The sequence below is a fragment of the Intestinimonas massiliensis (ex Afouda et al. 2020) genome (assembly GCF_001244995.1).
GTDB lineage: Bacteria > Bacillota > Clostridia > Oscillospirales > Oscillospiraceae > Intestinimonas > Intestinimonas massiliensis.
Window position 1 is genome coordinate 2,226,972 of sequence record NZ_LN869529.1, and the last position, 24,338, is coordinate 2,251,309.

Annotated in this window: 19 protein-coding genes and 3 tRNA genes; 5 read left to right on the top strand and 17 right to left on the bottom strand. The window is 65.2% G+C overall.

Annotated features, from left to right (window positions below; all coding sequences use genetic code 11):
* Positions 1–20 precede the first annotated feature (20 nt).
* Positions 21–554 (top strand): HdeD family acid-resistance protein, encoded by a 534-nt coding sequence (locus tag BN2154_RS14655; protein ID WP_050619486.1) that lies wholly within the window; start codon positions 21–23, stop codon positions 552–554.
* Between the two features lie 53 nt (positions 555–607).
* Here the strand turns inward: BN2154_RS14655 and BN2154_RS14660 are convergent, their stop codons facing one another.
* Positions 608–1,327 (bottom strand): GNAT family N-acetyltransferase, encoded by a 720-nt coding sequence (locus tag BN2154_RS14660; protein WP_238074862.1) that lies wholly within the window; start codon positions 1,325–1,327, stop codon positions 608–610.
* Positions 1,324–2,460, bottom strand: coding sequence for a sensor histidine kinase (locus BN2154_RS14665; RefSeq protein ID WP_242853769.1), 1,137 nt, complete (start codon positions 2,458–2,460; stop codon positions 1,324–1,326). The genes BN2154_RS14660 and BN2154_RS14665 overlap by 4 nt, the downstream gene beginning before the upstream one ends.
* Positions 2,461–2,597: 137 nt before the next feature.
* On the opposite strand from BN2154_RS14665, the gene BN2154_RS14670 reads away from it, so the two are divergent.
* A complete protein-coding gene (locus BN2154_RS14670) occupies positions 2,598–2,783 on the top strand; it encodes a ferredoxin (RefSeq protein ID WP_050619488.1) in 186 nt (61 codons plus the stop codon).
* A 25-nt stretch (positions 2,784–2,808) separates the two neighbouring features.
* On the opposite strand, the gene BN2154_RS14675 is transcribed toward BN2154_RS14670, so the two are convergent.
* The 6 genes from BN2154_RS14675 to BN2154_RS14700 form a co-directional block, all read right to left on the bottom strand.
* On the bottom strand, positions 2,809–3,135 hold the full coding sequence (locus tag BN2154_RS14675; protein ID WP_050619489.1) for a hypothetical protein: 327 nt from the start codon (positions 3,133–3,135) through the stop codon (positions 2,809–2,811).
* Between the two features lie 16 nt (positions 3,136–3,151).
* A complete protein-coding gene (locus BN2154_RS14680) occupies positions 3,152–3,751 on the bottom strand; it encodes a histidine phosphatase family protein (protein WP_050619490.1) in 600 nt (199 codons plus the stop codon).
* A 109-nt stretch (positions 3,752–3,860) separates the two neighbouring features.
* On the bottom strand, positions 3,861–5,717 hold the full coding sequence (locus BN2154_RS14685) for an ABC transporter ATP-binding protein (RefSeq protein ID WP_050619491.1): 1,857 nt from the start codon (positions 5,715–5,717) through the stop codon (positions 3,861–3,863).
* The gene (locus BN2154_RS14690; RefSeq protein WP_050619492.1) at positions 5,714–7,852 is read right to left on the bottom strand and encodes an ABC transporter ATP-binding protein; all 2,139 of its coding nucleotides are present in this window, start codon (positions 7,850–7,852) and stop codon (positions 5,714–5,716) included. Before BN2154_RS14690 ends, BN2154_RS14685 begins: the two co-directional genes overlap by 4 nt.
* Positions 7,849–8,313, bottom strand: a complete 465-nt coding sequence (locus BN2154_RS14695) for a MarR family winged helix-turn-helix transcriptional regulator (protein ID WP_050619493.1) — start codon at positions 8,311–8,313, stop codon at positions 7,849–7,851. Before BN2154_RS14695 ends, BN2154_RS14690 begins: the two co-directional genes overlap by 4 nt.
* Positions 8,314–8,463: 150 nt before the next feature.
* Complete coding sequence (locus BN2154_RS14700; protein ID WP_050619494.1) at positions 8,464–11,133, bottom strand: translation factor GTPase family protein; 2,670 nt, start codon at positions 11,131–11,133, stop codon at positions 8,464–8,466.
* Positions 11,134–11,413: 280 nt separating this feature from the next.
* Between BN2154_RS14700 and BN2154_RS14705 the strand changes: the two genes are divergently transcribed.
* From BN2154_RS14705 to BN2154_RS14715, 3 genes are all read left to right on the top strand, one after another.
* Positions 11,414–11,626: a hypothetical protein gene (locus BN2154_RS14705; RefSeq protein WP_050619495.1), complete on the top strand. Its 213-nt coding sequence runs from the start codon at positions 11,414–11,416 to the stop codon at positions 11,624–11,626.
* A 121-nt stretch (positions 11,627–11,747) separates the two neighbouring features.
* A complete protein-coding gene (locus tag BN2154_RS14710; RefSeq protein WP_094762537.1) occupies positions 11,748–12,407 on the top strand; it encodes a peroxiredoxin in 660 nt (219 codons plus the stop codon).
* Between the two features lie 279 nt (positions 12,408–12,686).
* Complete coding sequence (locus tag BN2154_RS14715) at positions 12,687–12,962, top strand: GNAT family N-acetyltransferase (RefSeq protein WP_050619497.1); 276 nt, start codon at positions 12,687–12,689, stop codon at positions 12,960–12,962.
* A gap of 677 nt (positions 12,963–13,639) precedes the next feature.
* Here BN2154_RS14715 and BN2154_RS14720 read toward each other — a convergent pair.
* From BN2154_RS14720 to secA, 9 genes are all read right to left on the bottom strand, one after another.
* Positions 13,640–13,715 (bottom strand) — tRNA-Val (locus BN2154_RS14720).
* Between the two features lie 34 nt (positions 13,716–13,749).
* A tRNA-Glu gene (locus BN2154_RS14725) sits at positions 13,750–13,824 on the bottom strand.
* 22 nt (positions 13,825–13,846) lie between these two features.
* Positions 13,847–13,923: transfer RNA gene (locus BN2154_RS14730), tRNA-Met, on the bottom strand.
* Positions 13,924–14,022: 99 nt separating this feature from the next.
* Positions 14,023–14,712 (bottom strand): VanR-ABDEGLN family response regulator transcription factor, encoded by a 690-nt coding sequence (gene vanR, locus BN2154_RS14735; RefSeq protein ID WP_050619498.1) that lies wholly within the window; start codon positions 14,710–14,712, stop codon positions 14,023–14,025.
* Positions 14,713–14,799: 87 nt separating this feature from the next.
* Positions 14,800–15,057: a hypothetical protein gene (locus tag BN2154_RS14740; RefSeq protein ID WP_050619499.1), complete on the bottom strand. Its 258-nt coding sequence runs from the start codon at positions 15,055–15,057 to the stop codon at positions 14,800–14,802.
* A 130-nt stretch (positions 15,058–15,187) separates the two neighbouring features.
* Complete coding sequence (locus BN2154_RS14745) at positions 15,188–18,880, bottom strand: phosphoribosylformylglycinamidine synthase (RefSeq protein ID WP_438819144.1); 3,693 nt, start codon at positions 18,878–18,880, stop codon at positions 15,188–15,190.
* A gap of 36 nt (positions 18,881–18,916) precedes the next feature.
* Positions 18,917–20,458 (bottom strand): ABC transporter substrate-binding protein, encoded by a 1,542-nt coding sequence (locus BN2154_RS14750; RefSeq protein ID WP_050619501.1) that lies wholly within the window; start codon positions 20,456–20,458, stop codon positions 18,917–18,919.
* Positions 20,459–20,466: 8 nt separating this feature from the next.
* On the bottom strand, positions 20,467–21,276 hold the full coding sequence (gene pgeF, locus BN2154_RS14755) for a peptidoglycan editing factor PgeF (protein WP_050619502.1): 810 nt from the start codon (positions 21,274–21,276) through the stop codon (positions 20,467–20,469).
* Between the two features lie 62 nt (positions 21,277–21,338).
* The gene (secA, locus tag BN2154_RS14760; protein WP_050619503.1) at positions 21,339–24,095 is read right to left on the bottom strand and encodes a preprotein translocase subunit SecA; all 2,757 of its coding nucleotides are present in this window, start codon (positions 24,093–24,095) and stop codon (positions 21,339–21,341) included.
* Positions 24,096–24,338: the final 243 nt, after the last annotated feature.

The window sequence follows — 24,338 nt, forward strand, 5'->3', positions numbered from 1 at the left end:
GGTAAAAGGAAGGGTTCTGTATGAGTAAGACATTTTCCCGTGTTCTGTGGATCATCTCCGGTGTGCTCCTCATCCTGTGTGGCATTCTGTGTCTCTCCCGGCCCGTGGTGGCCCTCGCCGCCATCTCCTTGTTTTTGGGCCTGTCTATGTTGTTCTCCGGCATCGTGGACATCGTCATCTTCGCCCGGGGGCGGGACCGGATGGTGGGCTCCGTCTGGTTCCTGGTGGACGGCATCCTGACCGTACTCCTGTCCCTGTTCGTTCTGTTCGACCAGGCCTTTACCGCCCTGTCGCTCCCCTTCATCTTCGGCATGTGGCTGCTGTTCTCCGGCGTCTCCAAGTTCGTCAACTCCTTTGACCTGCGGCGCCTGGGCGTCCGGGGCTGGGGCTGGTTCACCGCACTGGGCGTCCTGCTGGCGTTTGGTGGGTTCTTTTCCTTCCTGGACCCGGTAGCGGGCGCCCTGACCCTGAGCATCCTGGCGGGCGCCCTGCTGATCCTCCAGGGACTGTCCTCCATCCTGCGGGCCTGCTTCTCCGGCCGGTTTCTCCTGTAAGCTTCTTTGCAAAGCGCCCGGACTGACGTGTGTCAGTCCGGGCGCTTTTTCTTTTATGGAAAAGCCCAGAACATCCGTCCTTCGGACAGCTCCATCCCCACCCGGCGCTGGAGGGCCAGGGAGGCCGTGTTGGTGTAGAACACCTGGCCGAAAGCCAGTTGCCCCCGCTCCAGCGCCAGATTGACGGCGCTGCGCTGGAGGATCTCCCCCAGGCCCAGACGGCGGCGGTGGGGCAGCACCTCCAAAAGGCCGATGGAGCCCTCCTCGTGGAAGCCCACGAAGCCGGCCGGCTCCCGTTCTCCCTCCAGGAAGGCCCCCAGCATCCCCCGGCGCAGGGCCCCCTGCATATAGGGCAGCCCACCGAAGTCATTCTCATAGTGCTCCACCAGCCAGGGGGCCCACTCGGGGCCCAGACGCCGCACCGTCCCGTCGAAGGCAGGCACCGCCAGGGGCTCCACCCCCGGGTAAAGGGCGGAGTAGCAGATCTGCTTGGCGGAAAAGCCCAGCCGCGCTTCCGCCGAGCGCAGATAGAACATCTCATGGCCTACAAAGAGGTCGCAGCCGCCGCTCACCAGAGCCAGGAGCTCCCCCGCCGCCGCCTGGTCGGCGGCACTCATCATCCAGGCGCCGCTGGCCTCGTCGTACAGGAGGATGCCCCGCTCCCCCGCCCAGCAGACCCGGGCGCTGCCCCGGCGCAGCACCTCCAGCAGATTGGCGTAGAGGGCCCGGTCCCGGTTCAGGCGGGCCAGAGCCCCGCTCATGTCGTTTGTCATGTTCCCTTCCCTCCAGTGGGCAGGCGTATGACAAAGCTCGTCCGCCGCCCGTCGGTCTCCGCCCGGATGGAGCCGCCATGGCGCTCCACGATCTCCCGGGCGATGGCCAGGCCCAGCCCGGCCCCGCCGGTGCGGGTGGAGCGGGCCTGATCCAGCCGGTAAAACTTACGAAAGATGTTGGTCAGCTCCTGCTCAGGGATCTCCAGCCCCTCGTTGCGGATGGCGATCTCCACCTCTTCCCCCTCCCGGCGGGCCTCGATGTCCACCTGGCCGCCCACCGTGGAGTAGCTGACGGCGTTGCGCAGCACGTTGTCAAAAACCCGTGCCAGCTTGTCCGGGTCCCCCCGGGTGGTGAGCTGCGGGGTGATGTCGGTGCGGCAGGTCAGCTCCTTTTCCGCAAACAGGGGGTAAAACTCGTCGGCCAGCTGTTCCAGCAGGATGGACAGATGGATGACGCAGCGCTCCTGCCCCGCGCCCTGGAGGTCCATGCGGGTGATATCGAAAAACTCGCTGATGAGCTCCTCCAGCCGCCGGGCCTTGTCCAGGGCGATGCCGGTGTATTTGGCCCGCTGCTCCGGGGTGAGCCCCGGCTCGTCGTGGAGCAGGTTGAGGTAGCCCAGCACCGAGGTCAGGGGCGTTTTGAGGTCGTGGGCCAGGAAGGCCACCAGATCGCCGCGCCGCTGCTCGCTCTCCCGGGCGGCTTCCTCCCGTTCCTTGAGGGCCCGCTCGATGGCGTTCAGGTCCTCCGCCACCGGAGCCAGCTCCTTGGGCAGTACCACTGGCTGCCCGCTCTCGCTGACCACCTGGCGCACCGCCGCGCCGATCTGGTCCAGCCAGGTGGTAAAGCGGCCCAGGGCCAGATAGAAGGCGACGAGCATGAGCACGATGGTCCCCAGCGCCAACAGGCCGGGCTTCTGGTTGCGGACCGTCTGATGATACAGCTCCAGGGCGGCGGCCTCATCCTGCCCGAACAGGTTCTGGGCCACCCACAGGAAGGCCCGGGCAAAGGGGTCCTGCAGGACCCCGTCCACCACGGTGTGCAGCAGGAGCATCCCCACCGCCAGTGCCGCCAGGGTACCTGCCACCACCAGCAGGAGCATTTTCCGTTTCAGCCGGGCATAGCGCTTGTCCACGGGCGTCCGCCTCCTTCCTCCTGTCCGTCCATTATATCCGTCTGCTTCCGGAGCGTCAAGACGGGTAAAAAAGCCGATTCTGGCGTGTGAAGCCCCATTCTTCTGGGCAAGATAGCTTCCGAAAGGAGGGTTTTCCCATGCATGTCAGCATTGAGCGCTCGGGCTGCATCAGCTGCGGCCTGTGCGCCTCCACCTGCCCCGAGGTGTTCCGCATCGGTGACGACGGTCTGGCCGAGGTCCACCAGCAGCCCGACGGCGGGCTGGAGGACGGTGCCAAAGAGGCCGCCGAGAACTGCCCCGTCAGCGTCATCTACGTGGACTGAAAAAGTGAGAGGCCCAATGGGCCTCTCACTTTTTCTCCGCCCGCTTTTCCGCTGCGGTCTTTTGATACCAGGCCAGCGTGTCCGCCGGCGTGCGCTCCGGCGCGGCGTTCATGACCGCTGCCCGCTCCATCAGCCAAGCCCGCATGGCCTCGATACCATCCTCAGTGACGGGATACTGCCGCCGCTCCATCTCCTCGGCATATTGCCGGCAGAATGGGCCGTACCAGAGCACCACGGTCATGGTCTCCTCTTTCGGCTTTTCGATCTCATAGCACAGGACGCCGGAGCTGCCGCTCCAGCCGTTGTCGTTTTGAAAGTGGCTCAGAGTGGGCAGCCACAGCTTCTTTTCCATCCAAGATCCCTCCGTCTCAAATGATGGGCCTGTTTTCCTCCCGGACCTGGCCCACCGTGCCGGTGACCAGCAGCTCCAGAGGGTCCGTCTCCAGCGTGACCCGGTAGCCGCCGCAGTTGGGCAGAAGCCAGTCGTAATACGACCGGTCCGGCCGGCCGTATTGGGCCAGCAGCCCCATGAACAGGCCGCCGTGGGCCACCACCGCCACCTTCCGCCAGCCCTGCTCCGCCGCGTCCCGCCCGATGGTCCGGATGGCCCGGACCGCCCGGGGGCGGCTGTCTTCCACCGCCTCGCCGGGGCCAATCTCGCCCCTGGTCCACCGGCGGTAGAGCTCCGTCTGTTTTGCCCGGCTGTTATCCATGCCCTCCAGGGGGCCGAAATCGGTCTCCCGCAGGTCGTCAATCACCGTGGTCTCCACCCCCGGCCATAGCAGCTCCGCGGTCTGTCTGCACCGGAGCATGGGACTGCGGTACAGGTGCTCCACCGGCTCCAGCAGGGGGGCCGTCTTCCGGGCCAGCGCCTCTCCCTCGGGGGCCAGAGGCTGGTCGGAGGAGCCCACAAAGCGGCGGGCCAGGTTGCCCGGGGTGATGCTGTGGCGCATGAGCAAGAGTTCCATCTCTCTGTGTATCTCCTTTCATTGACCAGTCCCGTCATTTTACCACAATCCCGCGCCCGATGCAAACGCCCCCGGAGCCCGCTGAGCTCCGGGGGCCGTCCATATCGTCTCAGCCCGCCGCATCCTCAAACTGGGAGTTGTAGAGCTCGGCGTAGAAGCCGCCCCGGGCCAGCAGCGCCTCGTGGCTGCCCTGCTCCACGATGTCGCCATCCTTCATCACCAGGATAAGGTCGGCGTCCTTGATGGTGCTCAGCCGGTGGGCAATGACAAAGCTGGTGCGCCCCTGCATCAGGTTGCCCATGGCGCGCTGGATGAGGTGCTCCGTGCGGGTGTCCACCGAGGAGGTGGCCTCGTCTAGGATCAGGATCTTATTGTCCGCCAGAATGGCCCGGGCGATGGTCAAAAGCTGCTTCTGCCCCTGGGAGATATTGGTGGCGTCCTCGTTAAGCTCCATCTGATAGCCGCCGGGCAGCGTCATGATAAAGTGGTGGACGTGGGCGGCCTTGGCTGCGGCCACCACCTCCGCGTCGGTGGCGTCCAGCCGGCCGTAACGGATGTTTTCCAGGATGGTGCCCTTAAACAGCCAGGTATCCTGCAGCACCATGCCGAAGGCCTCCCGCAGCTCGGAGCGGTTAAAGCTCCGCACGTCGTGTCCGTCCACCCGGATGGCCCCGGCGTTCACGTCGTAGAACCGCATCAGCAGCTTGACCATGGTGGTCTTTCCCGCGCCGGTGGGGCCCACGATGGCCACCATCTGGCCCGGCTCCACCCTGGCAGAGAAGTCCCGGATGACCGTCTTGTCCGGCGTGTAGCCGAAGTTCACATGGTCAAACTCCACCGCGCCTTTCAGATCGTCCACCCGTGCCGGGTTGACACAGGTCTGGTCCTCCTCTTCCTCGTTCAGGAACTCGAAGACCCGCTCGGCGGCGGCGGCCATGGACTGGAGCATGTTGGAGATCTGGGCGATCTGGGTGATGGGCTGGGTAAAGTTCTTCACGTACTGGATGAAGGACTGGATCTCGCCCACCTGGATGGTCCCCTGGACGGCCAGGACGCTGCCCAGAACCGCCACGGACACATAGCCCAGGTTGCCCACGAAGTTCATGATGGGCTGCATCATGCCGGAGAAGAACTGGCTCTTCCAGGCGGAGCGGAACAGCACCTGATTGGTCTCGTTAAACTCCCGGACGACCTCCTCCTCCCGGTTGAAGGCCTTGACCACGTTGTGGCCGGAGTAGGTCTCCTCCACCTGGCCGTTGAGAATGCCCAAATACTTCTGCTGGGCCTTGAAGTATTTTTGGGAGTGCTTCACCACCAGGCGGATGAGGAGCATGGACACCGGCAGGATGACGATGGCGACCAGGGTCATCAGGGGGCTGATGGTCAACATCATAAGGAAGACCCCCACCAGCATGGTCGCCGAGGAGATGAGCTGGGTAACGCTCTGATTGAGGCTCTGGCCCATGGTGTCCACGTCGTTGGTGATACGGGAGAGGACCTCGCCCACGGTGCGGGACTCAAAGTATTTCATGGGCATCCGGTGGATCTTTTCCGAGATATCCCGCCGCATCCGGTAGCAGATCTTCTGGGTAATTCCGGTCATGATCCAACCCTGGATAAAGGAAAAGGCGGCGCTGGCCAGATACAGGCCCAGCAGCAGGAGCAGGATGCGGCCGATCTTGTCAAAGTCAATGCCGCCGGTGCCCTGGACCTTGGCCACCAGGCCGTTGAACAGCTCGGTGGTGGCGTTGCCCAGAATCTTGGGCCCCAGCACCGAGAAGAGGGTCCCCGCCATGGCAAAGAGCATCACCACCCCCACAGCGGCCTTGTATTTCCCGATATAGGCCAGCAGACGGAGGATCGTCCCCTTGAAATCCCGGGCCTTCTCGCCGGGCATCATCCGGCCGCCGGGGCCGTGGGGCCCCCGCCGGCCCGGTCCGGCCGGTACATGCTTTTCGTGGTTCATGCGCCCGCACCTCCCAATTCTGCCTCGGAGAGCTGCGAGCGCGCAATCTCCTGATAGGTCTTGCAGGTTTTCATCAGGGTCTCATGGTCCCCGATGCCGGCCACCTTCCCCTCGTCTAGCACCACGATCTGGTCGGCGTGGAGGATGGTGGAAATGCGCTGGGCCACGATGATGACGGCGGCGTCCGCCGTCTGCCGGGCCAGAGCCCGGCGGAGGACCACGTCGGTCTTGTAGTCCAGGGCGGAGAAGGAGTCGTCAAAGAGGAGCACCTTGGGCCGCTTGGCGATAGCCCGGGCGATGGAGAGCCGCTGCTTCTGCCCGCCGGACACGTTGGTGCCCCCCTGGGCGATGGGACTGTGGTAGCCCTCCGGCTTGGCGTCGATGAACTCGGCGGCCTGGGCCACCTCAGCGGCCCGGCGCATGTCCGCGTCGCTGATGTCCGCCCCGCCGAACTTCAGGTTGGAGGCGATGTCCCCAGAGAACAGGACCCCCTTCTGGGGCACATAGCCCATCAGCGCGCGCAGCTTGTGCTGGCTCAGATCTCGGATGTCTACCCCGTCCAGGGTGATGCGGCCCTCGCTCACGTCGAAGAACCGGGGGATCAGGTTGATGAGGGTGGATTTGCCGCTGCCGGTGGAGCCAATGATGGCGGTGGTCTTGCCGGGCTCGGCGGTAAAGGTGATGTGTTCCAACACGTCCGCCTCGGCGTCCGGGTAGCGGAAGGATACGTCCTCAAAGGCCACCGCGCCGCGCCAGTCGGCGCGGCTGTCGTCTGCGGTCTGCACCCGGTCCCGGACGGTGGGCTGGGTACGCAGGACCTCGTCGATGCGCGCGGCGGCCACCCCTGCCCGGGGCAGGAAGACGGCGATCATGGAAATCATCAGGAAGGCCATGATGATGATCATCGTATACGTGATAAAGGCCATCATGTCCCCCACCTGCATGGTGCCCAGATCGGCCCCGTGGGCACCGTTCCAGACGATGAGCACACTGACGCAATTCATGATCATCATCATGGCGGGCATCATGAAGGTCATGCACCGACTGGTGAAGAGCTGGGTCCGCATCAGGTCCGTGCTGGCCTGGTCGAAGCGCTGCTCCTCGTGCTTCTCCCGGGAGAAGGCCCGGATCACGCTCAGGCCGGTGAGGATCTCCCGGCTGACCAGGTTGAGCCGGTCCACCAGCACCTGCATCTTCCGGAACCGGGGCAGGGCCAGGGCCATCAGCGCCACCACCACAGCCAGAACGGCCCCCACGGCCACCCCGATGATCCAGCCCATGCCGGTGCGGGTGGTGGAGACCATGAGGATGCCGCCGATGCCCACAATGGGAGCGTAAAGCACCATGCGCAGCAGTAGGACAGCCACCATCTGGATCTGCTGGATGTCGTTGGTGGAGCGGGTGATGAGGGAGGCGGTGGAGAAGCGGTCAATCTCGGCGCTGCCGAAGGAGACCACCTTCTCAAACACCCGCCGGCGCAGATTCATGCCGATGCGGGCCGCCGCCCGGGAGGCCAGCAGGCCCGTCAGGATGGCGGCAGCCACCATCACCAGGGAGAGGGCCAGCATCCGTCCCCCGGTGGCCAGCAGATACCGGGTCTGGATGGCGCCCAGGTCCATGCCCAGGGCCTGGTACTCCTGCCGCACAAAGAGCACCGTTTTCTGCCGGCTCAGGGTCTCGGTCTCCTGGGGCAGCGCCTCCAGAAGCGCCAGGCCCGAGCCCGGGTCCGGCCCGCCGGAAGGGGCCCGCTCCGGCGGCTCCAGGCCGTATGTTTCGCTGATGGCCTGGAGCCTGGACAGCGCCAGAATGGGCTTTTCCAGAAGGCCCTCCAGCCGCTCGAGCTCCTCGGTGCTCCGATCCGCCAGGGTGTAGCTGCCGTCGGCCTCTTGGGTGTAGGCCCCCTCCAGCACAGCAATCTGGTCCGGGGTCATATAGGCTTCCAGCTCCCGCAGCGTCTCCCCCCGCATCCGGTAGGGCACGGCGTAGGCGATGCCCCCCTGCTGGATGCCCACGTCCACAATGTCCGACGTGTAGGTGGGCAGAGACAGGTCGCACCAGGCCTGCACGATGAGCAGCAGGACGATGAGCCCCACCGTCCACCCGGCGTCCTTCAGGTACTTGAACAATTGGATCATGGCGTGTTCTCCTTTGCCCGTTCTTCGGTCATGACGTCGGCTAGGCGGTTCCACAGGCGGATGAGGGTCTCCATATCCTCCCGGCCCATGCGCTCCAGCACCCGGCGGGTGTAGCCGTCCAGCTCGCGGATGGTGTCCGCCCGGGCGGCCTCTCCTGCCGGCGTGAGCATCACATAGGTGTTGCGCCGGTCGATCCGGTCCACCGCCCGGTCCACCAGGCCCCGCTGTTCCAGGCCCCGCAGCATCCGGGACACCGCCGGCGGCGACACCCGCATCCGTCCCGCCAGCGCCGACACATACACCCCCCGGTCCCCCGGGTGGCTCTGCATATGCTCGCGAATCTGGGACAGCGCGTAAAATTCCGCCCGGGTCAGCCCGCCGCCGGCCCAGTGCCAGCTTCGGTCCTGCCGGAAGCGGTGGATGGTCCGGATAAAGGCCTCCTGGAGCTCTGTGATCTCCAAGTCGCATCCCCCTGTCTGTCTCAAATCGTTAACTATGTTAGGAATGAAACGTGTTAAGATCATAGCGCGCACGGCGGCTCCTGTCAACGGCAAACTGCACAAAAAAAGACCGGCGCGGCTTTGCCGCGCCGGTCTGACTGCGGGCCGCGTTCAGCCGCCGCCCCGCTCTCCGTCCCGCCGCTCGGCCGCCCGGTGCAAGGCGGACTCCACCGTCCGGGACTTCTCCCGGCGGTTGTTCCGGGCCAGGACGGCGGAGATCTGCCCCTCCACCTGTTCCACCTCCGCCTTGAAGGCGCCGGCCGACAGGCGCAGGGCCCCATGGCCCAGGATGATGAGCTGCTCGGCCCCGTCGGAGGTGGCCACCCGCACCCGGTGCTTTTTTCCCAGCTCGTAGGTGGTCTTTTCAATGTAGGCGTCGGCGGTCTCGGCCTCCTTGGTGTAGACCACGTAGATGTTGTGGTATTTCACCACCTCTCCCAGGCTGCGGGGCACCTTATAGGCGTCAAAGACCAGGATCACCTCGCACCTGCGAAAACCCTGATAGTTGCTCAGCAGGTCCATTAAAAGCTGCCGGGCGGCGTCCAGGCTGTCCCGGGCCACAGTCTGGAGCTCATCCCAGGCGAAGATGATGTTGTACCCATCCACCAGCAGGTACTCCGGCCCCGCCTGGCGGGCCTGGATGGCGTAATGCTCCCCGTCCAGGCTGGTGCGGGCGGGCTTTTTGGCGGGCTGGAAGGCCCGGGGCTCCACCTTTCCGTAAGTCCGCTCAAAGATGGCCTGGAGCTCCTTGTCCCGGGCCAGGGAATCGGCATAGGTCCTCCGCTGCGCCGGGGCAGGTTTTTCCCCCTCCGGCCCTGTTTCTCCCAGCCGCAGGCCGCTGTCCACATGGGCACGGGCCTTCACCTGGTTCCAGGGGACGGCGAAGCCCGCCCCGTGATCGCAGAACACCGAGTCCGCCGGATTGTCCAGGTCCCGCCGGGGGTCGTAGCCGGACTCCGCCACGACCCGCTCCTGTTCCCGGCAGGGCTCGTACCCCTTCAGGGTGCAAAACAGCCGTCCCCGGCCCCGGGTGTAGGCCGCCACCTCCCGGGCGTAGTCCCGCATCCCCGCCACCGGCGCCGCGCCGGTGAGCAGAGCGTCCTGACCCAGGATCTCGGGGGGCGAGGCGTCGCCCCCCATCCGCTGCACGTCGGACAGCCCCCGGCCCACGCTCTCGGCGGGGACCTCCAGCCGGAAGTCGTACCATGGCTCCAGCAGGATACTCTCGGCCTCCATCAGGCCCTGCCGCACCGCCCGATAGGTGGCCTGGCGGAAATCGCCCCCCTCGGTGTGCTTCTGGTGGGCCCGCCCCGCCGTCAGTGTGATCTTCAGGTCGGTGACGGGTGCGCCGGTGAGCACCCCCACATGCTCCTTTTCCTCCAGGTGGGTGAGAATCAGCCGCTGCCAGCTACGGTCCAGCGCGTCCTCCGGGCACCGGGAGGCGAAGTGCAGACCGCTGCCCCGCTCCCCCGGCTCCAGCAGCAGGTGGACCTCGGCATAGTGCCGCAGGGGTTCATAGTGGCCCACGCCCTCCACCGGGGCGGCGATGGTCTCCCGGTAGACGATGTTCCCCGGGCCGAAGCCCACCTCCAGCCCAAAGCGATCGGCGATCAGCCGCCGGAGGATCTCCAGCTGCACCTCGCCCATGAGCTGAATATGGATCTCCCGGAGCTGCTCGTTCCAGGCGATGTGGAGCTGGGGGTCCTCCTCCTCCAGCAGCCGCAGCCGGCCCAGCACTCCGTGGACGTCACACCCCTCGGGCAGCAGCACCTGATAGGTCAGCACCGGCTCCAGCACCGGAGGCTCGGAGGCCCAGGCGCTGCCCAGTCCCTGTCCGGGCCGGGTGTGACTCAGGCCGGCCACGGCGCACACCGTCCCCGCCGGGACCTCCTCCGCCGTCTGGAACCGCGCCCCGGAGTAGATGCGGATCTGGTCCGCCTTCTCTTCCCAGGCCTGGTCCTCGCGCAGGCCGGGCCGCCGGTTGGTCAGCAGGCTCTTGACCCGCAGACTGCCCCCTGTAACCTTGAGATAGGTCAGCCGCACACCCTGGGCGTCCCGGGCGATCTTGTAGACCTTGGCCCCGAACTCCGCCGGACGGACCGGTCTAGGGGCGTACCGCTCCAGCCCCCGGAGAAGTTCCTCCACCCCCTCCAGCTTCAGGGCCGAGCCAAACCAGCAGGGGAAGAGCTTCCGCCCGGCCGTCAGGGCGGCGATCTGCTCATCCGCTATCGTCCCCCGGTCCAGGTAGCCGTTCAGGGCGACCTCGTCGCACATGGCCACGTCTTCCAGCAGGGCCTCCCGGTCCCGCCCCGGCCCGAAATCCACGCAGCCCTCCCCCAACCGCCCCCGCAGCTCGGCCAGCAGTCGGCCCCGATCCGCACCCGCCAGGTCCATTTTGTTGACGAACAGGAAGGTGGGGATGCCATAGCGCTCCAGCAGCCGCCACAGGGTGAGGGTGTGCCCCTGTACCCCGTCGGTGCCGCTGACCACCAGAATGGCGCAGTCCAGCACCTGGAGGGTGCGCTCCATCTCGGCGGAGAAATCCACGTGCCCCGGCGTGTCCAGCAGGGTGACCTCCACCCCCTCCAGGGGGAGCACCGCCTGTTTGGAAAAGATGGTGATGCCCCGCTCCCGCTCCAGCGGTTCGGTGTCCAGAAAGGCGTCCTGGTGATCCACCCGCCCCAGCTTTTTCAGCCGCCCGCTGTGGTAGAGCAGGGCCTCCGACAGGGTGGTCTTTCCCGCATCTACATGGGCCAATATCCCTACGGCCAGTTTTTTCATATCCGCTTCCTCAAATGCAAAATCTCGTTTGCAGTATTGTACCACAGTTTTGCCGTACAGGATAGCGCTCTCCCCGTTTTGACTTCTGCCGGGCCGCTCCATTTTTGAAGTCTCTGCTTTACTTATACTCTATATTTTGTGTTTTATTTCTTGCAGATACAATATTTGGTTATTTTGCAAAAATTCCTCTCCAAATTTTGTGTAAAAAACGTATTTCATTTTTGTATCGGTCCTATATAATATGATTCTGTAAGTAAATTACAAAAAAGGAAGTGGATTTATGGCCCCGCCACATTATGAGATGGTCTCCCAGCAGTATGATGAGCTCTGCACGGTATACGGTATGATCTGTTCTGTGGACGGTCTCGCGGCGGAGACGTGCGGAGACATCTCAAGCAACGCCGGACTGGTGGGAAAAATGGTGGAACTGTTCAATCTGTGCGAGCTCCCGCCGGATCGAATGAAGCGCGTTATCATCGACCTGCTCCCTTAGACCGCAGAGCACCGGGCCCAGACGGGCCCGGTGCCTTTTTGACTGTTTGGTGGCTCGTTCGTCCCCCGCACACGCCCGGCGGGGCTGGCATAGCATGGGATAGCATATGGGAGGTGCGTCCATGAACGAATCATGCTTAAATATCGGGGACCAGGCCCCTGCGTTTACCGCAGCCACCACCTTTGGGCCGGTCAGCCTCAGCGATTACCAGGGGAAATGGGTGATCCTTTTCTCTCATCCCGGCGACTTCACGCCGGTCTGCACCACAGAATTCATTGCATTTGCCAAGGCGCAGCCACAGTTCGAGGCCCTCAACGCGCAGCTGCTGGGTCTGAGCATCGACAGCTCGGCCTCTCATCTGGCCTGGGTGTACGCCATCTACGCCGCCACAGGGGTCCAGGTCCCCTTTCCGGTCATTGCCGACCGGGATGGGAGCATCGCCCGTCTGTACGGAATGATCGCCCCCAACGCCAGCACGCAGGAAACGGTCCGGAATGTATTCTTCATCGACCCGGAGCAGACCGTGCGCGCCATTCTCGTCTATCCCCTCACCAACGGGCGCAGCATCCCGGAGATCCTGCGTCTATTGGCCGCGCTTCAGGCCACGGATCAAGATCACGTGGTCACCCCCGCAAACTGGCAGCCGGGCCAGCCTGCCATGGTTCCTCCCCCCAAGACCTACGAGGGGCTCTTGGAGCGGCAGGCCAAGCCCAATCCTCAGGGCCTGGAGTGCCGGGACTGGTATCTGTGTTACCGGCAGATGCCGCCGACCCAGGACTAGCGGCAAGCGCCCGCCTCCGCCCGCGCTGTGAAAGGCCGCGGCCCCAATTGGGGCCGCGGCCTTTCACAGAAATTTGGAAAGAGAAAAGAGGATGAAAGGAAGAGGATCTTGGCTGCCTGGCTAAACCTAGGATAGCCCATTTCCGCCTAAAATGGATGACTTGGCTTTGAACGAACTGTAAAGGATTTGTAAACCGCAGTCAAAGTCGGCACGGAATTATTTTCTCTGATTCTTGTCATCTCTCTCAAAACCTGCTATACTGGCCCCGAGGTGAACAATATGGATTTCCAGCATGAGAAAGGCCGTATTTTTGCGCTTGATGCAGACGGCAAGCTTCTGGCAGAGGTGACGTTCCCGGCTGAAAACGGCGTGGCCACGATCACGCATACCTTTGTGGACGACTCCCTCCGCGGTCAGGGCGTGGCATCTCAAATTCTGGCAGAGGCCGCCGAGCAGATCCGCGCCTCTGGACTGCGCATGAACGCGACCTGCCACGTCGCCGCCAAGTGGATCGCCAAGCATACGGAGTTCTCCGATCTGACCACCGCCCCCTGACCGGGGCGGTTTTCTTTTTGCAGGGCTGTTTTTCTGTTCCGGACCCGAACGGCCGCCCGGCAGCCTGTTTTTCCACCCACATCGGGCAGGAAGGGGGGATATGGGCTGGTCCCGCCGCCCCTGGTTCTGTCTCCAATCGCCCCCGGCCGACATATCCTATCATATATCCATAGGAGGTGCCGAGCATGATCATGCAGGCTGTTGTAATTGAAGTGCAGTGGGGGCGCCTGCTCGTACTGGACCTGGATGCACGACAGAGAGTCCTTGTCAACACACCGGATGCGTCCCGGTTTCGTCCCGGAGATACCATTCGTATCTGGTATGACGGCGTGATGACCGCCAGCATACCGCCGCAGATCAACGCATGGGGGATCGCCGCGATGCCGCCCCATGAATTCCCGCCCACCTTGCCTCCGCCTGGAGCAGGTCCGCCGGTCGTGTGCCCGCCCAATGGCTGCCTACCGGCGGTGCGCCCACCGGTGATCTTTCCGCCCGTCATATGGCCGCCCGTCCTCTTCCCGCCGGTGGTGCACCCGCCCCGTCCACCTGTGCGCCCGCCGTTCAGGCCCCGTCCGCCCCGTCCCAGGGGCAGGCCCAGGTGACGCCAGTCTCCCCCTGGGGGGGCATTTACTACATGCAAAAAACACCTGAAATCTTCGATTTCAGGTGTTTTTTGTTGGTGGAGACAACAGAACTCGAATCTGTGACCTCTCGCGTGTGAGGCGAGCGCTCTACCAGCTGAGCTATGCCTCCATGTCTGCCCCTGGTGTCGTTCCCCGTATGGGGTTGGTGACCCGTACGAGACTCGAACTCGTGTTACCGCCGTGAAAGGGCGGTGTCTTAACCACTTGACCAACGGGCCATGCTGCAGCACATCGGCTGCATGGTAGCGGCACCTGGATTTGAACCGGGGACACCGCGGGTATGAACCGCGTGCTCTAGCCAACTGAGCTATGCCGCCAAATGGGCTCTGTCCAAACAGGGCAAGAGTTAGTATACCCGATTTCGCCTGACTTGTCAACATTTTTCTGGAGAAATTCTCGGGTTTTTGGGCAGCCGTTCAGTCAACCTTATACCCCACACCCCATACGGTTTTGATGAACCGGGGATTTCGGCTGGGCTCCCCCATCTTCTCCCGCAGGCGGCGGATGTGGACCATAACGGTGTTGTTCCGGTCCAGGTACTTCTCCCCCCACACGGTCTCAAACAGCCGCTCGGCCGAGATGACCTGTCCCCGGTTCTCACACAGCATCCACAGGATATCGAACTCGATGGGGGTAAGGGTCAGTTCCTTGTCATAGAGCCAGCACTCGTGAGTGCCTCGGTTAATGACCAGCCCGTTGAAGTCGATGACGTCGCTTTCCGCCTTGTCCGTCCCATTGTAGCGGGTGTACCGCCGGAGCTGGGCCTTGACCCGGGCCACCAGCTCCAGGGGATTGAAGGGCTTGGTGATATAGTCGTCTGCGCCGATGGTCAGTCCCATGATCTTGTCCATGTCCCCCACCTTGGCGGTGAGCATGAGCACCGGAAAGCGGTGCTCCCGGCGGATCTCCCCGCACAGGGTGAAGCCCGACATGTCCGGCAGCATTACGTCCAGAATGGCCAGGTCCAGCCGGTTGTCCCGCACACAGGTCAGGGCCTCCGCCGCCGTGCCACAGGTAAAGACGGTAAAGCCCTCGCTTTTCAGATAGACCTCCACCAGATCGGCAATCTCCGGCTCGTCGTCCACGACCAGAATGTTGGCGTCCATATGCGTTCACCCTTTCCACCCGGATTATACCCAGATGGGAAGGGTGAAGTCAAGCAGCCGGGCAAAAGATAAGAAAAAGATAAGAAATCAGAAGATCCAGCCGATCAGGGCGGCCAGCAGGAATGCCCCCACCGCGGGCAGCAGGTTCTCCCAGCGGAAGGGCTGGTCCAGCAGGCCCTTGATAAGCAGGACTACGCCGGCGATCTTCAGCAGCCAGGGCAAAAAGCCGAACAGCAGGGCCAGGGGCAGGCCGATCACCGTCAGGATCACGCCGGCCACCAGGGCGAGCACCAGGCAGACCGCCCCCACCAGCAGGGCAAAGGCAAAAAACGTCAGGGTCAGCATATCGTGTACCTCCTCTTTTGGTTATCCCTATCCTACTACGGCCATTTAAAACCCTCCTGAAGGAAAGATTAAAAAAGGATAAAAAGCGCGGAGGTCCGACCGCCGGACCTCCGCGCCCCGCTTTACGGGCTTATTGGAAATACGCCGCGCCAGACTCGAAGATGGGCTGGAACTTATCGCCGGGGATGTTTTTTGCCACAAAATCCCCCCGCCGCTCGGAGTGGCCCATCTTGCCGAAGACCCGGCCATCCGGGGAAAAGATGCCCTCGACGGCCCCCACAGAGCCGTTAGGGTTGGCGTCGATGTCCATAGAGGGCTGCCCTTGGGCGTCCACATACTGGGTGGCCACCTGGCCGTGGGCAATGAGCTCCCGCAGGAGGTCGCCGGGACAGACGAACTTGCCCTCGCCGTGGGAGATGGGAATGGCGTGGAGATCGCCCACCTGGCTTTTCAGCATCCAGGGGGAGTTGACCGAGGCCACCCGGGTGGTGACATAGCGGCTCTGGTGGCGGCCGATGTCGTTGAAGGTCAGGGTGGGACAGGACTCCTCCATGGGCCGGATCTCGCCGTAGGGCGCCAGGCCCAGCTTGACCAGGGCCTGGAAGCCGTTGCAGATGCCCAGCATCAGGCCGTCGCGGTTTTTGAGCAGGTCGTGGACAGCGTCGGTAAGCCGGGGGTTGCGGAAGAAGGAGCAGATGAACTTGGCCGAGCCGTCGGGCTCGTCGCCGCCGGAGAAGCCGCCGGGCAGCACCACGAGCTGGGCCGACCGGATGGCGGTCTCCAGCGCCTGGGCCGACTGGGCCAGCAGGTCGCCCGTCAGGTTGCGCACCACCACGATCTCCGGCTCCATGCCCGCCCGCAGACAGGCCTGGGCGGTGTCGTACTCGCAGTTGGTACCCGGGAACACGGGGATCACCGCCTTGGGCCGGGCGATCCTGGATTTGCACACGGCGGGGGACCGCCGGTCCCAAGAGATGGCCTCCACCGCCCCCTTGGCCCCGGTCCGGGTGGGGTAGACCTCCTCCAGCACCCCCTCGTTCAGGGTCAGCAGCGCGTCGATGGGGGCGGAGTCGCCGCCGATGGTGACGACGGGCTCGGCCATGGTGGCACCGATCCTCGTGCACTGGGCGCTGTCCGGCTCTCCCTCCACCTCGGCCACAATGACGCCGGGCATGGGGACGTACCATATGGGCGCCTTTGCGGGGTCCTCGGCGGCAAAACCCACGCCGTTGCCAAAGGACATCTTCATCACAGCCTCCGCCAGGCCGTGCTCCACCGCCCAGGCGGCCTTGACGCGGCCATGGTGGCACAGCTCGTGGAAATACGCCCAGGATGCCTTGCAGGCGTTAGGCTCACCGGAGCCGAAGATGTAGACCCCGTGTCCCGCCTCTTTAAACTCGGGGGAAAGGACTTCGCCGGCCTTGACGGGAGCGATGGCAAAGGAGATGAGGGTGGGGGGCACATCCAGGTCCAGGAAGGACCCGGACATGGAGTCCTTACCGCCGATGGCGGCGGCCCCCAGCTCCAACTGGGCGTCCAGGGCCCCCAGCAGGGCGGCGAAGGGCTTGCCCCACCGCGCCGGCTCGTCCCGCAGCTTTTCAAAGAATTCCTGGAGGGAGAGATAGGCTTTTCGGTAGTCGGCGCCCGCGGCCACCAGCTTGGCCACCGAGGTATAGACCGCGCTGTGAGCCCCGGCGTAGGGGTCGGCGCACATCTGGTCCGGGTCAAAGGCCCAGGCCATCACGCTGGCCTGCTCGGTCTCCCTGCCCGGCTCCACGGGGAAGAGGGCGGCCATGGCCTGGGCGGGGGTCCGCTGACTTCTGCCGCCGAAGGGCATCAGCACGCTGCCCGCGCCGATGGAGCCGTCAAACCGCTCGGTCAGGCCCCGGCGGGAAGCGCACTCCAGACTTCCGGCCAGCTCCCGCAGGCTCCGGCAGCGGTTCCGCGCCCCGGCGGCGGGGTCCGGCTTCGCCACGGCCACCTGGGCGTGCTTCACCGCGCCGTTGGAGCTCAGGAAGGCCCGGGACAGGTCGGCCACCACCTTCCCCCGCCAGCGCATCACCATCCGGGGGTTCTCAGTGACCACCGCCACCGGATAGGCCTCCAGGTTCTCCGCCTGGGCGGCGGCGATGAAGCGGTCGGCGTCGGCCGCGGCCACCACCACCGCCATGCGCTCCTGGGACTCGGAGATGGCCAGCTCGGTGCCGTCCAGGCCGTCGTATTTCTTGTGCACGGCGTCCAGGTCGATGGACAGGCCGTCGGCCAGCTCGCCGATGGCCACGGACACGCCGCCCGCGCCGAAGTCGTTGCACCGCTTGATGAGGCGGGTCACGTCGCCCCGGCGGAACAGCCGCTGGATCTTCCGCTCCTCGGGGGCGTTGCCCTTCTGCACCTCGGAGGCCATGGTGTCCAGGCTCTTCCGGTCATGGCTCTTGGAGGAGCCGGTGGCTCCCCCGATGCCGTCCCGGCCGGTGCGGCCGCCCAGAAGGATGACCACGTCGCCGGGGGCGGGCTCCTCCCGCACCACGTGGTCGGCGGGAGCGGCCCCCACCACGGCGCCGCACTCCAGGCGCTTGGCCACATAGCCGGGGTGGTAGACTTCGGCCACATGGCCGGTGGCCAGGCCAATCTGGTTGCCGTAGGAGGAGTAGCCCGCGGCGGCGGTCTGGGCGATCTTGCGCTGGGGCAGCTTGCCCTCCAGCGTCTGGTCCATGGGGACCCGGGGATCGCCGCCGCCGGTGACGCGCATGGCCTGGTGGACGTACACCCGGCCGGACAGGGGGTCCCGGATGCAGCCGCCGATGCAGGTGGCCGCGCCGCCGAAGGGCTCGATCTCGGTGGGGTGGTTGTGGGTCTCGTTCTTGAACATCAGCAGCCAGTCCTGCTCCTGACCGTCCACCACAGCGGGGACATGGATGGAGCAGGCGTTGATCTCCTCGCTTTCGTCCAGCTCGGGGAGCAGGCCCCGCTTTTTCAGGGTCTTGGTGCCGATGGTGGCCAGGTCCATCAGGGTCTGGGGCCGCCGGGCGGCCTTCTCGGGGCCGTAGACCTCCACCCGGGCGGCCAGATACCGCTCATAGGCGGCCCGGACGGCAGGGGCTTCGATCTCCACCCGGTCCAGGTGGGTGGCGAAGGTGGTGTGGCGGCAGTGGTCGGACCAGTAGGTGTCCACCAGCCGCAGCTCGGTGACGGTGGGGTCCCGGCCCTCTTCGTCCCGCATATAGTCCTGGAAAAATTTCAGATCATTTCGGTCCATGGCCAGGCCGTATTGCTCCAGAATCTCCCCCAGCGCCTCCTCCGTCCGGGCGCGGAAGCCCTCCAGCACCGGCACGTCGCCGGGCACGGGATAGATCTGGGTCAGGGTGGCCGGCTTATCCAGAGAGGCTTCCCGGCTCTCCACCGGGTTGATGAGGTACTTCTTCACCTTCTCCAGGTCGGCGTCCGGCACCTGCCCCAGCAGGACGTACACGGCGGCGGCGGCCACCGCCGGCCGGTCCCCGCCGGTCATGAGCTGGATGCACTGGGCCGCCGAGTCCGCCCGCTGGTCGTACTGTCCGGGCAGCGCCTCCACCGCCGTCAGGGCGTGGGGCCCCTCCACCGGGGGCATGGTCTCGTCCCAGATCGCGTCCACCTGAGGCTCGGAAAACACGGCGGTCCGGGCGGCGGCGTAGACGGCGGCATCGACGCCCTCCACATCATAGCGGTTCAGGACCCGGACCCGCTCCAAGCCCCGCACGCCCAACTGTTCGGTCAGCTCCCGGCACAGGGCCCGGGCCGCACCGTCAAATCCGGGCTTTTTTTCCACAAAGCAGCGGAATACCATAACCATCTCTCCTCGTTGTCTCTGTCTCTGGGTGGTTTATCCTCCGGAGCCGACGCTCCAGTGTGCAAAGCCGTAAAAGGGGTTCTGCTGGGTGGGGGTCAGGCCGGAGACCATGCCCCACTGGGTCAGCACCGACTGGTTCTGGAAGCACAGCACGGCAAAGGGGGCCTCCTGGGCCAGCCGGGCCCACAAGGCGGCGGCCGCCGTCTCCCGGGCCGTGCCGGCGGCCGCCCGGTAGGCGTCCGTCAGGGCGTTGGTGTCGGCGTTCCAGTACCTCCCGTAGTTCAGCGCCCCGCTGAGCAGGGGCGTGGGGTCAAAGTCGGCGCTGAGGGTCACCGCCCCCAGGTAGAGGTCGAAGTCCCCCTGGGCCAGCGCCTTCTGGTAGTCGGTCCAACTGAGCTTCTGCAGCTCCACCCCGATCCCGGCCCGGGTCAGCTCCCCGGCCAGGTACTCCGCCGCCGTCAGGCGAAAGGTGTTATCGGTGCTGACCACGAAGGTGAGAGACAGGCGCTCCCGGCCCCTGGCCCACAGACCGTCCTCGCCCTTGGACCAGCCCGCCGCCGTCAGGCCGTCGGCCAGGGCCTGGGGGGCATAATCCAAGGCGGCGGCGGCCGTCTCATCGTAGCAGGCGGCGGCCGGGTGGACCGGCAGGGCGGAGGCCACGGCGTGGCGGGCGTAGAGGGCGGGGGCCACGCTGTTCCGGTCCAGGCCCCGGGACAGGGCCTGCCGCACCGCCGGGTCCCGGCAGGCGCCCGCATTGCAGTTGAAGCCCACATACAGCATGGTGGAGGTGGGATAGTCCCAGGTCTCGTAATCGCCGCCGAAGCCCAGGGCGTTGGTGCCGGTAAGGTCGGTGGACACCAGGGAGATGTCCCCGGCATCGAAGGCGTAGATCAGGTCGTCCGGCTCGGGCACCGTATACAGCGGGATGGTCTGGACGGGCAGGGGCTTGTTCTGCCACCAGTCCGACCGGGCGGTCAGCCGGGAGTCCTCCCCCCAGCCCTCCACCACATAGGGCCCGGTGCCCAGCGGCTCCTCGCTCTCCCCCTTGACGATGGGGATGTCCAGCAGGGCGGGCAGGGCCCCGTTGGGTCGGTTGAGGGTGACCACCACCGCGCCGTCCTGGCTGGTCACGCTCCAGACGCCCCCCATCCGGCCGGAGAACCGGGAGCTCTCCCCCATGGCCAGCCGCAGGGAGGCCGCCGCCTCGTCAGCAGTCAGGGGACTGCCGTCGGAAAAGGTGACGCCAGAGCGGAGGGTAAAGGTCCAGGTGAGGCCGTCCTCGCTGACGGTGTAGCCCTGGCACAGCACCGGCTGGGGCTCGAAGCTGCCGTCCAGGGCAAACAGCCCCTCCCACACCAGGCCGGCCAGGGCCACGTTGGCGGCGTCCTGGCTGAGGATGGGGTGGAGGGTCCCCTCCGAACGGGGCAGAGTAAAGGCCCGCGCCGGCTCCGGCCGGGCCGTCTGGGTTGGGGTGGGGGTGGTCTCCGGCGGAAGGACCTCCCCCGCCGGGGCGCAGGCGCTTAGAGCCAGGATCAGGGCCCCCGCCAGCAGCAGAGCCGTCAGCCGCGTTCCCATGGCCGGCCTCACAGCAGTTGGATGACCGCGGCCTGGCTGCCCCGCCGGCCCTGGGTGGCCCGGTGGGACCAGTATTTCTCCGGGTGGCAGGCGGTGCAGTCGGGAGAGATGTCGATGTGCTCCTCCAGCAGTCCCGCCCGCTTGAGCCGCATGGCGTTGAGGCCCTTCAGATCCACCTTGAACCTGCCCCCCTCGATGGGCTCGATGTAGGGGGTAGCGCATACGCCCAGGGCCTTGGTCATAGCGTTGGGCACATCCTCGTGGGTCTCGAAGCAGCACTTGGCGATGCCGGGACCGATGGCGGCCCGGATGTCCTCCGGTCGGGAGCCGTAAAAGCCCATCTTTTCCACCGCCCGCTGGGCGATGCCCAACGCGGTGCCCCGCCAGCCCGCGTGGCAGGCCGCCGCCACCCGGCGCACCGGGTCGTAGAGCAGGATGGGCAGGCAGTCGGCCCCGAAGATTACCAGGGACACCCCCGGCAGGTCGGTGACCAGGCCGTCCGCCTCATACCCCTCCGGGTCATAGAGGTCCCGCTTCCGGTCGGCGGAGGTGACCGGGCGCACCACGTCTCCGTGGACCTGGTTGGACATGGCCACCTGGGTCAGGTCCGCCCCTGCGGCCTGGAAGAACCGCCGGTAATTTTCCCGGACACAGTCCGGGTCGTCCCCCCGGGTGGAGCCCAGGTTCAGGCTGGCATAGATGCCGGTGGACACCCCGCCCAGCCGGGTGGAAAAGGCATGGACTGCCCCGCCGGCCCCGGCGATGCCCTGGGAATAGGTAACGGTCACTCCGTTTTTCGTGGTCTCAGCAAAGCTCATACATACCCCTCTAGCAGGAGAATACGGGTCCCCACGGCGCGCGGGGACCCGTATCTTTGTTTTTACTGCATATCCTCGGAATGGTACTCCTTACAGGTACACTTCTTCCACTTCAGCCCGCTGCCGCAGGGGCAGGGGTCGTTGCGGCCGATCTTGACGACCTTCTTGACCGGCTGCTTCTTCACGGTGCCGTCGCCGCCGCCGGACTCGCCGGTGACCTTGGCCACCCGCTTGCGCTCCACCTTGTTGGCCTGGACCCGGACCACAAAGACCCGGCGCACCGTCTCCTCCTGGATGGCGGCCACCATGTCCTCGAACATCTCATAGCCCTCGCGCTTGTACTCCACCACGGGGTCGTTCTGGCCGTAAGCCCGCAGGCCGATGCCCTGGCGCAGCTCGGTCATGTTGTCCAGGTGGTCCATCCAGTACTCGTCCACCACCCGGAGCATCATCACCCGCTCCAGCTCCCGCATGAGGGGGGCGCCCAGGGCCTGCTCCTTCTTGCCGTAGAGGTCCAGGGCCCGGTCCTCCACCAGCCTGACCAGCGCCTCGGCATCCTTGTCCTGGAGCTCAGCGTCGGTGAGCTTGAGCTCGTCAGCGGTAAGGAATACGCCGCGGAAGGGGGCCACGGCGGCCCGGAAGGACTCGGCGTCCATGTGCTTGCGCTCGCCCATGTGGCCGTGGACGGCGGTTTCGATCACCGAGTGGATCATGGTGAGCATGCTCTGCTTAAGGTCCTCCCCGTCCAGCACCTGGCGGCGCTGCTTGTAGATGACCTCGCGCTGGGTGTTCATCACGTCGTCGTATTCCAGCACGTTCTTGCGCTGCTGGAAGTTCTTGGACTCCACCTTCTTCTGGGCGGTCTCAATGGCGTTGGAGAGCATCTTCTGCTCAATGGGGGTGTCCTCGTCCACGCCCAGGTTCTCCATCATGCCCATGACCCGCTCGGAGCCGAACAGGCGCATGATGTCGTCCTCCAGGGAGAGGAAGAACCGGCTCTCGCCGGGATCGCCCTGCCGGCCGGCGCGGCCGCGGAGCTGGTTGTCGATGCGGCGGGACTCGTGGCGCTCGGTGCCCAGGATGAACAGGCCCCCGGCCTGCCGCACCTGGTCGGCCTCGGACTGGATGTCGTTTTTGTACTTGCTCTCGGCCTCGGTATAGCGCTTCCGGGCGTCCAGGACCTCCTGGTCCTGGGTATCGGCAAAGCCGGTGGCCTCGGCGATGAGCTCGTCGCTCATGCCCGCCTTGCGCAGCTCGGCCTTGGCCAGATACTCGGCGTTGCCGCCCAGCATGATGTCGGTGCCGCGGCCGGCCATGTTGGTGGCCACCGTGACGGCCCCCAGCTTGCCCGCCTGGGCCACGATCTCGGCCTCCTTCTCGTGGTTCTTGGCGTTGAGGACATTGTGGCGTATGCCCTTTTTCTGGAGCAGCTTGGACAGCAGCTCGGACTTCTCGATGGAGATGGTGCCCACCAGTACGGGCTGGCCCTTGGCGTGGCACTCCTCGATCTGCCGGATGATGGCCCGGTACTTGCCCGCCTCGTTCTTGTAGACCACGTCGGGGTGATCCTCCCGGGCCAGGGGCTTGTTGGTGGGGATCTCCACGATGTCCAGATTATAGGTGTGGCCGAACTCCTCCTCCTCGGTCATGGCGGTGCCCGTCATGCCGGAGAGCTTGTCATACAGCCGGAAGTAGTTTTGGAAGGTGATGGTGGCCAGGGTCTTGGATTCCCGGGCCACGGTGACGTGCTCCTTGGCCTCGATGGCCTGGTGCAGGCCCTCGGAGTAGCGCCGGCCGAACATGAGGCGGCCGGTGAACTCGTCCACAATGATGACCTCGCCGTCCTTGACCACGTAGTCGATGTCCCGCTTCATAAGGCCCCGGGCCCGGATGGCCTGGTTGATGTGGTGGCTGAGGGTGGTGTTTTCCGGGTCGGCCAGGTTCTCCAGGCCGAACTGCTGCTCGGCCTTGGCCACGCCCCGGGCGGTGAGGGTGACGGTGCGGGCCTTCTCGTCCACGATGTAGTCGGCGGTCTCGTTGGGGTCCTCCTCCTGCTTTTCGTCCACGCTGGCCACCTTCTTGCCCGTCAGACGGGCCACAAAGGAGTCCACGATGGTGTAAAGCTGGGTGGATTCCTCTCCCTGGCCGGAGATGATGAGGGGGGTGCGGGCCTCGTCGATGAGGATGGAGTCCACCTCGTCCACGATGGCGAAGGCGTGGCTGCGCTGGACCATCTCGGTCTTATAGATGGCCATGTTGTCCCGCAGGTAATCGAAGCCGAACTCGTTGTTGGTGCCGTAGGTGATGTCGGCGTCGTAGGCGGCGTGCTTCTCCGCGCCGGTGACGCCGTGGATGACCAGGCCCACGGTGAGGCCCAGGAACTTATACACCTTGCCCATCCACTCGGAGTCGCGCTTGGCCAGGTAGTCGTTGACCGTGACGATGTGGACGCCCTGCCCGGTGAGGGCGTTGAGATAGGCCGGGAGGGTGGCCACCAGGGTCTTGCCCTCGCCGGTCTTCATCTCGGCGATGCGGCCCTGGTGGAGGACCACGCCGCCGACGAGCTGCACCCGGTAGGGCTTCATGCCCAGCACCCGCCAGGCGGCCTCCCGGCAGGTGGCGAAGGCCTCGGGCAGCAGGTCATCCAGCGTCTCGCCGCCGGCGTAGCGCGCCTTGAATTCCGCGGTCTTGGCCTGGAGCTGGGCGTCGGTGAGGGCAGCGTATTCCTGCTCCAGCGCCTCTACCTTGTCCACAATGGGATAGATGGATTTCAGCTCCCTCTGCGAGCTGGTCCCAAAGAGCTTCTTCAAAAGACCCATATCTGATCGTACACCTTTCTTATTTCCACACGGGCCCGGCCCGTTTTTGAGCATTCCACAGGTAGGTGGTATTATATCACAACGGGTGCGAATAAAAAAGGGGAAATTGTGAACAAATACGGGCTTTCCCGCCCCCGCAGAGCCGCTCAAAAAAGCGGCGGACGGCTTGCTTTCCCCGCGGGCCGTGCTATAATTGGAGCATAGAAAACAGCCCTGACGGACAAACATCAACAAGGAGGCCGT

Coding starts and splice junctions, on each gene's coding strand:
- vanR (WP_050619498.1), bottom strand. CDS start 14,712: ATGGACGCCAACATTCTGGTCGTGGACGACGAGCCGGAGATTGCCGAT.
- BN2154_RS14740 (WP_050619499.1), bottom strand. CDS start 15,057: ATGCTGACCCTGACGTTTTTTGCCTTTGCCCTGCTGGTGGGGGCGGTC.
- pgeF (WP_050619502.1), bottom strand. CDS start 21,276: ATGAGCTTTGCTGAGACCACGAAAAACGGAGTGACCGTTACCTATTCC.
- BN2154_RS14660 (WP_238074862.1), bottom strand. CDS start 1,327: ATGACAAACGACATGAGCGGGGCTCTGGCCCGCCTGAACCGGGACCGG.
- BN2154_RS14710 (WP_094762537.1), top strand. CDS start 11,748: ATGAACGAATCATGCTTAAATATCGGGGACCAGGCCCCTGCGTTTACC.
- BN2154_RS14680 (WP_050619490.1), bottom strand. CDS start 3,751: ATGGAACTCTTGCTCATGCGCCACAGCATCACCCCGGGCAACCTGGCC.
- BN2154_RS14675 (WP_050619489.1), bottom strand. CDS start 3,135: ATGGAAAAGAAGCTGTGGCTGCCCACTCTGAGCCACTTTCAAAACGAC.
- BN2154_RS14670 (WP_050619488.1), top strand. CDS start 2,598: ATGCATGTCAGCATTGAGCGCTCGGGCTGCATCAGCTGCGGCCTGTGC.
- BN2154_RS14685 (WP_050619491.1), bottom strand. CDS start 5,717: ATGAACCACGAAAAGCATGTACCGGCCGGACCGGGCCGGCGGGGGCCC.
- BN2154_RS14690 (WP_050619492.1), bottom strand. CDS start 7,852: ATGATCCAATTGTTCAAGTACCTGAAGGACGCCGGGTGGACGGTGGGG.
- BN2154_RS14700 (WP_050619494.1), bottom strand. CDS start 11,133: ATGAAAAAACTGGCCGTAGGGATATTGGCCCATGTAGATGCGGGAAAG.
- BN2154_RS14745 (WP_438819144.1), bottom strand. CDS start 18,880: ATGGTATTCCGCTGCTTTGTGGAAAAAAAGCCCGGATTTGACGGTGCG.
- BN2154_RS14715 (WP_050619497.1), top strand. CDS start 12,687: ATGGATTTCCAGCATGAGAAAGGCCGTATTTTTGCGCTTGATGCAGAC.
- BN2154_RS14705 (WP_050619495.1), top strand. CDS start 11,414: ATGGCCCCGCCACATTATGAGATGGTCTCCCAGCAGTATGATGAGCTC.
- BN2154_RS14750 (WP_050619501.1), bottom strand. CDS start 20,458: ATGGGAACGCGGCTGACGGCTCTGCTGCTGGCGGGGGCCCTGATCCTG.
- secA (WP_050619503.1), bottom strand. CDS start 24,095: ATGGGTCTTTTGAAGAAGCTCTTTGGGACCAGCTCGCAGAGGGAGCTG.
- BN2154_RS14655 (WP_050619486.1), top strand. CDS start 21: ATGAGTAAGACATTTTCCCGTGTTCTGTGGATCATCTCCGGTGTGCTC.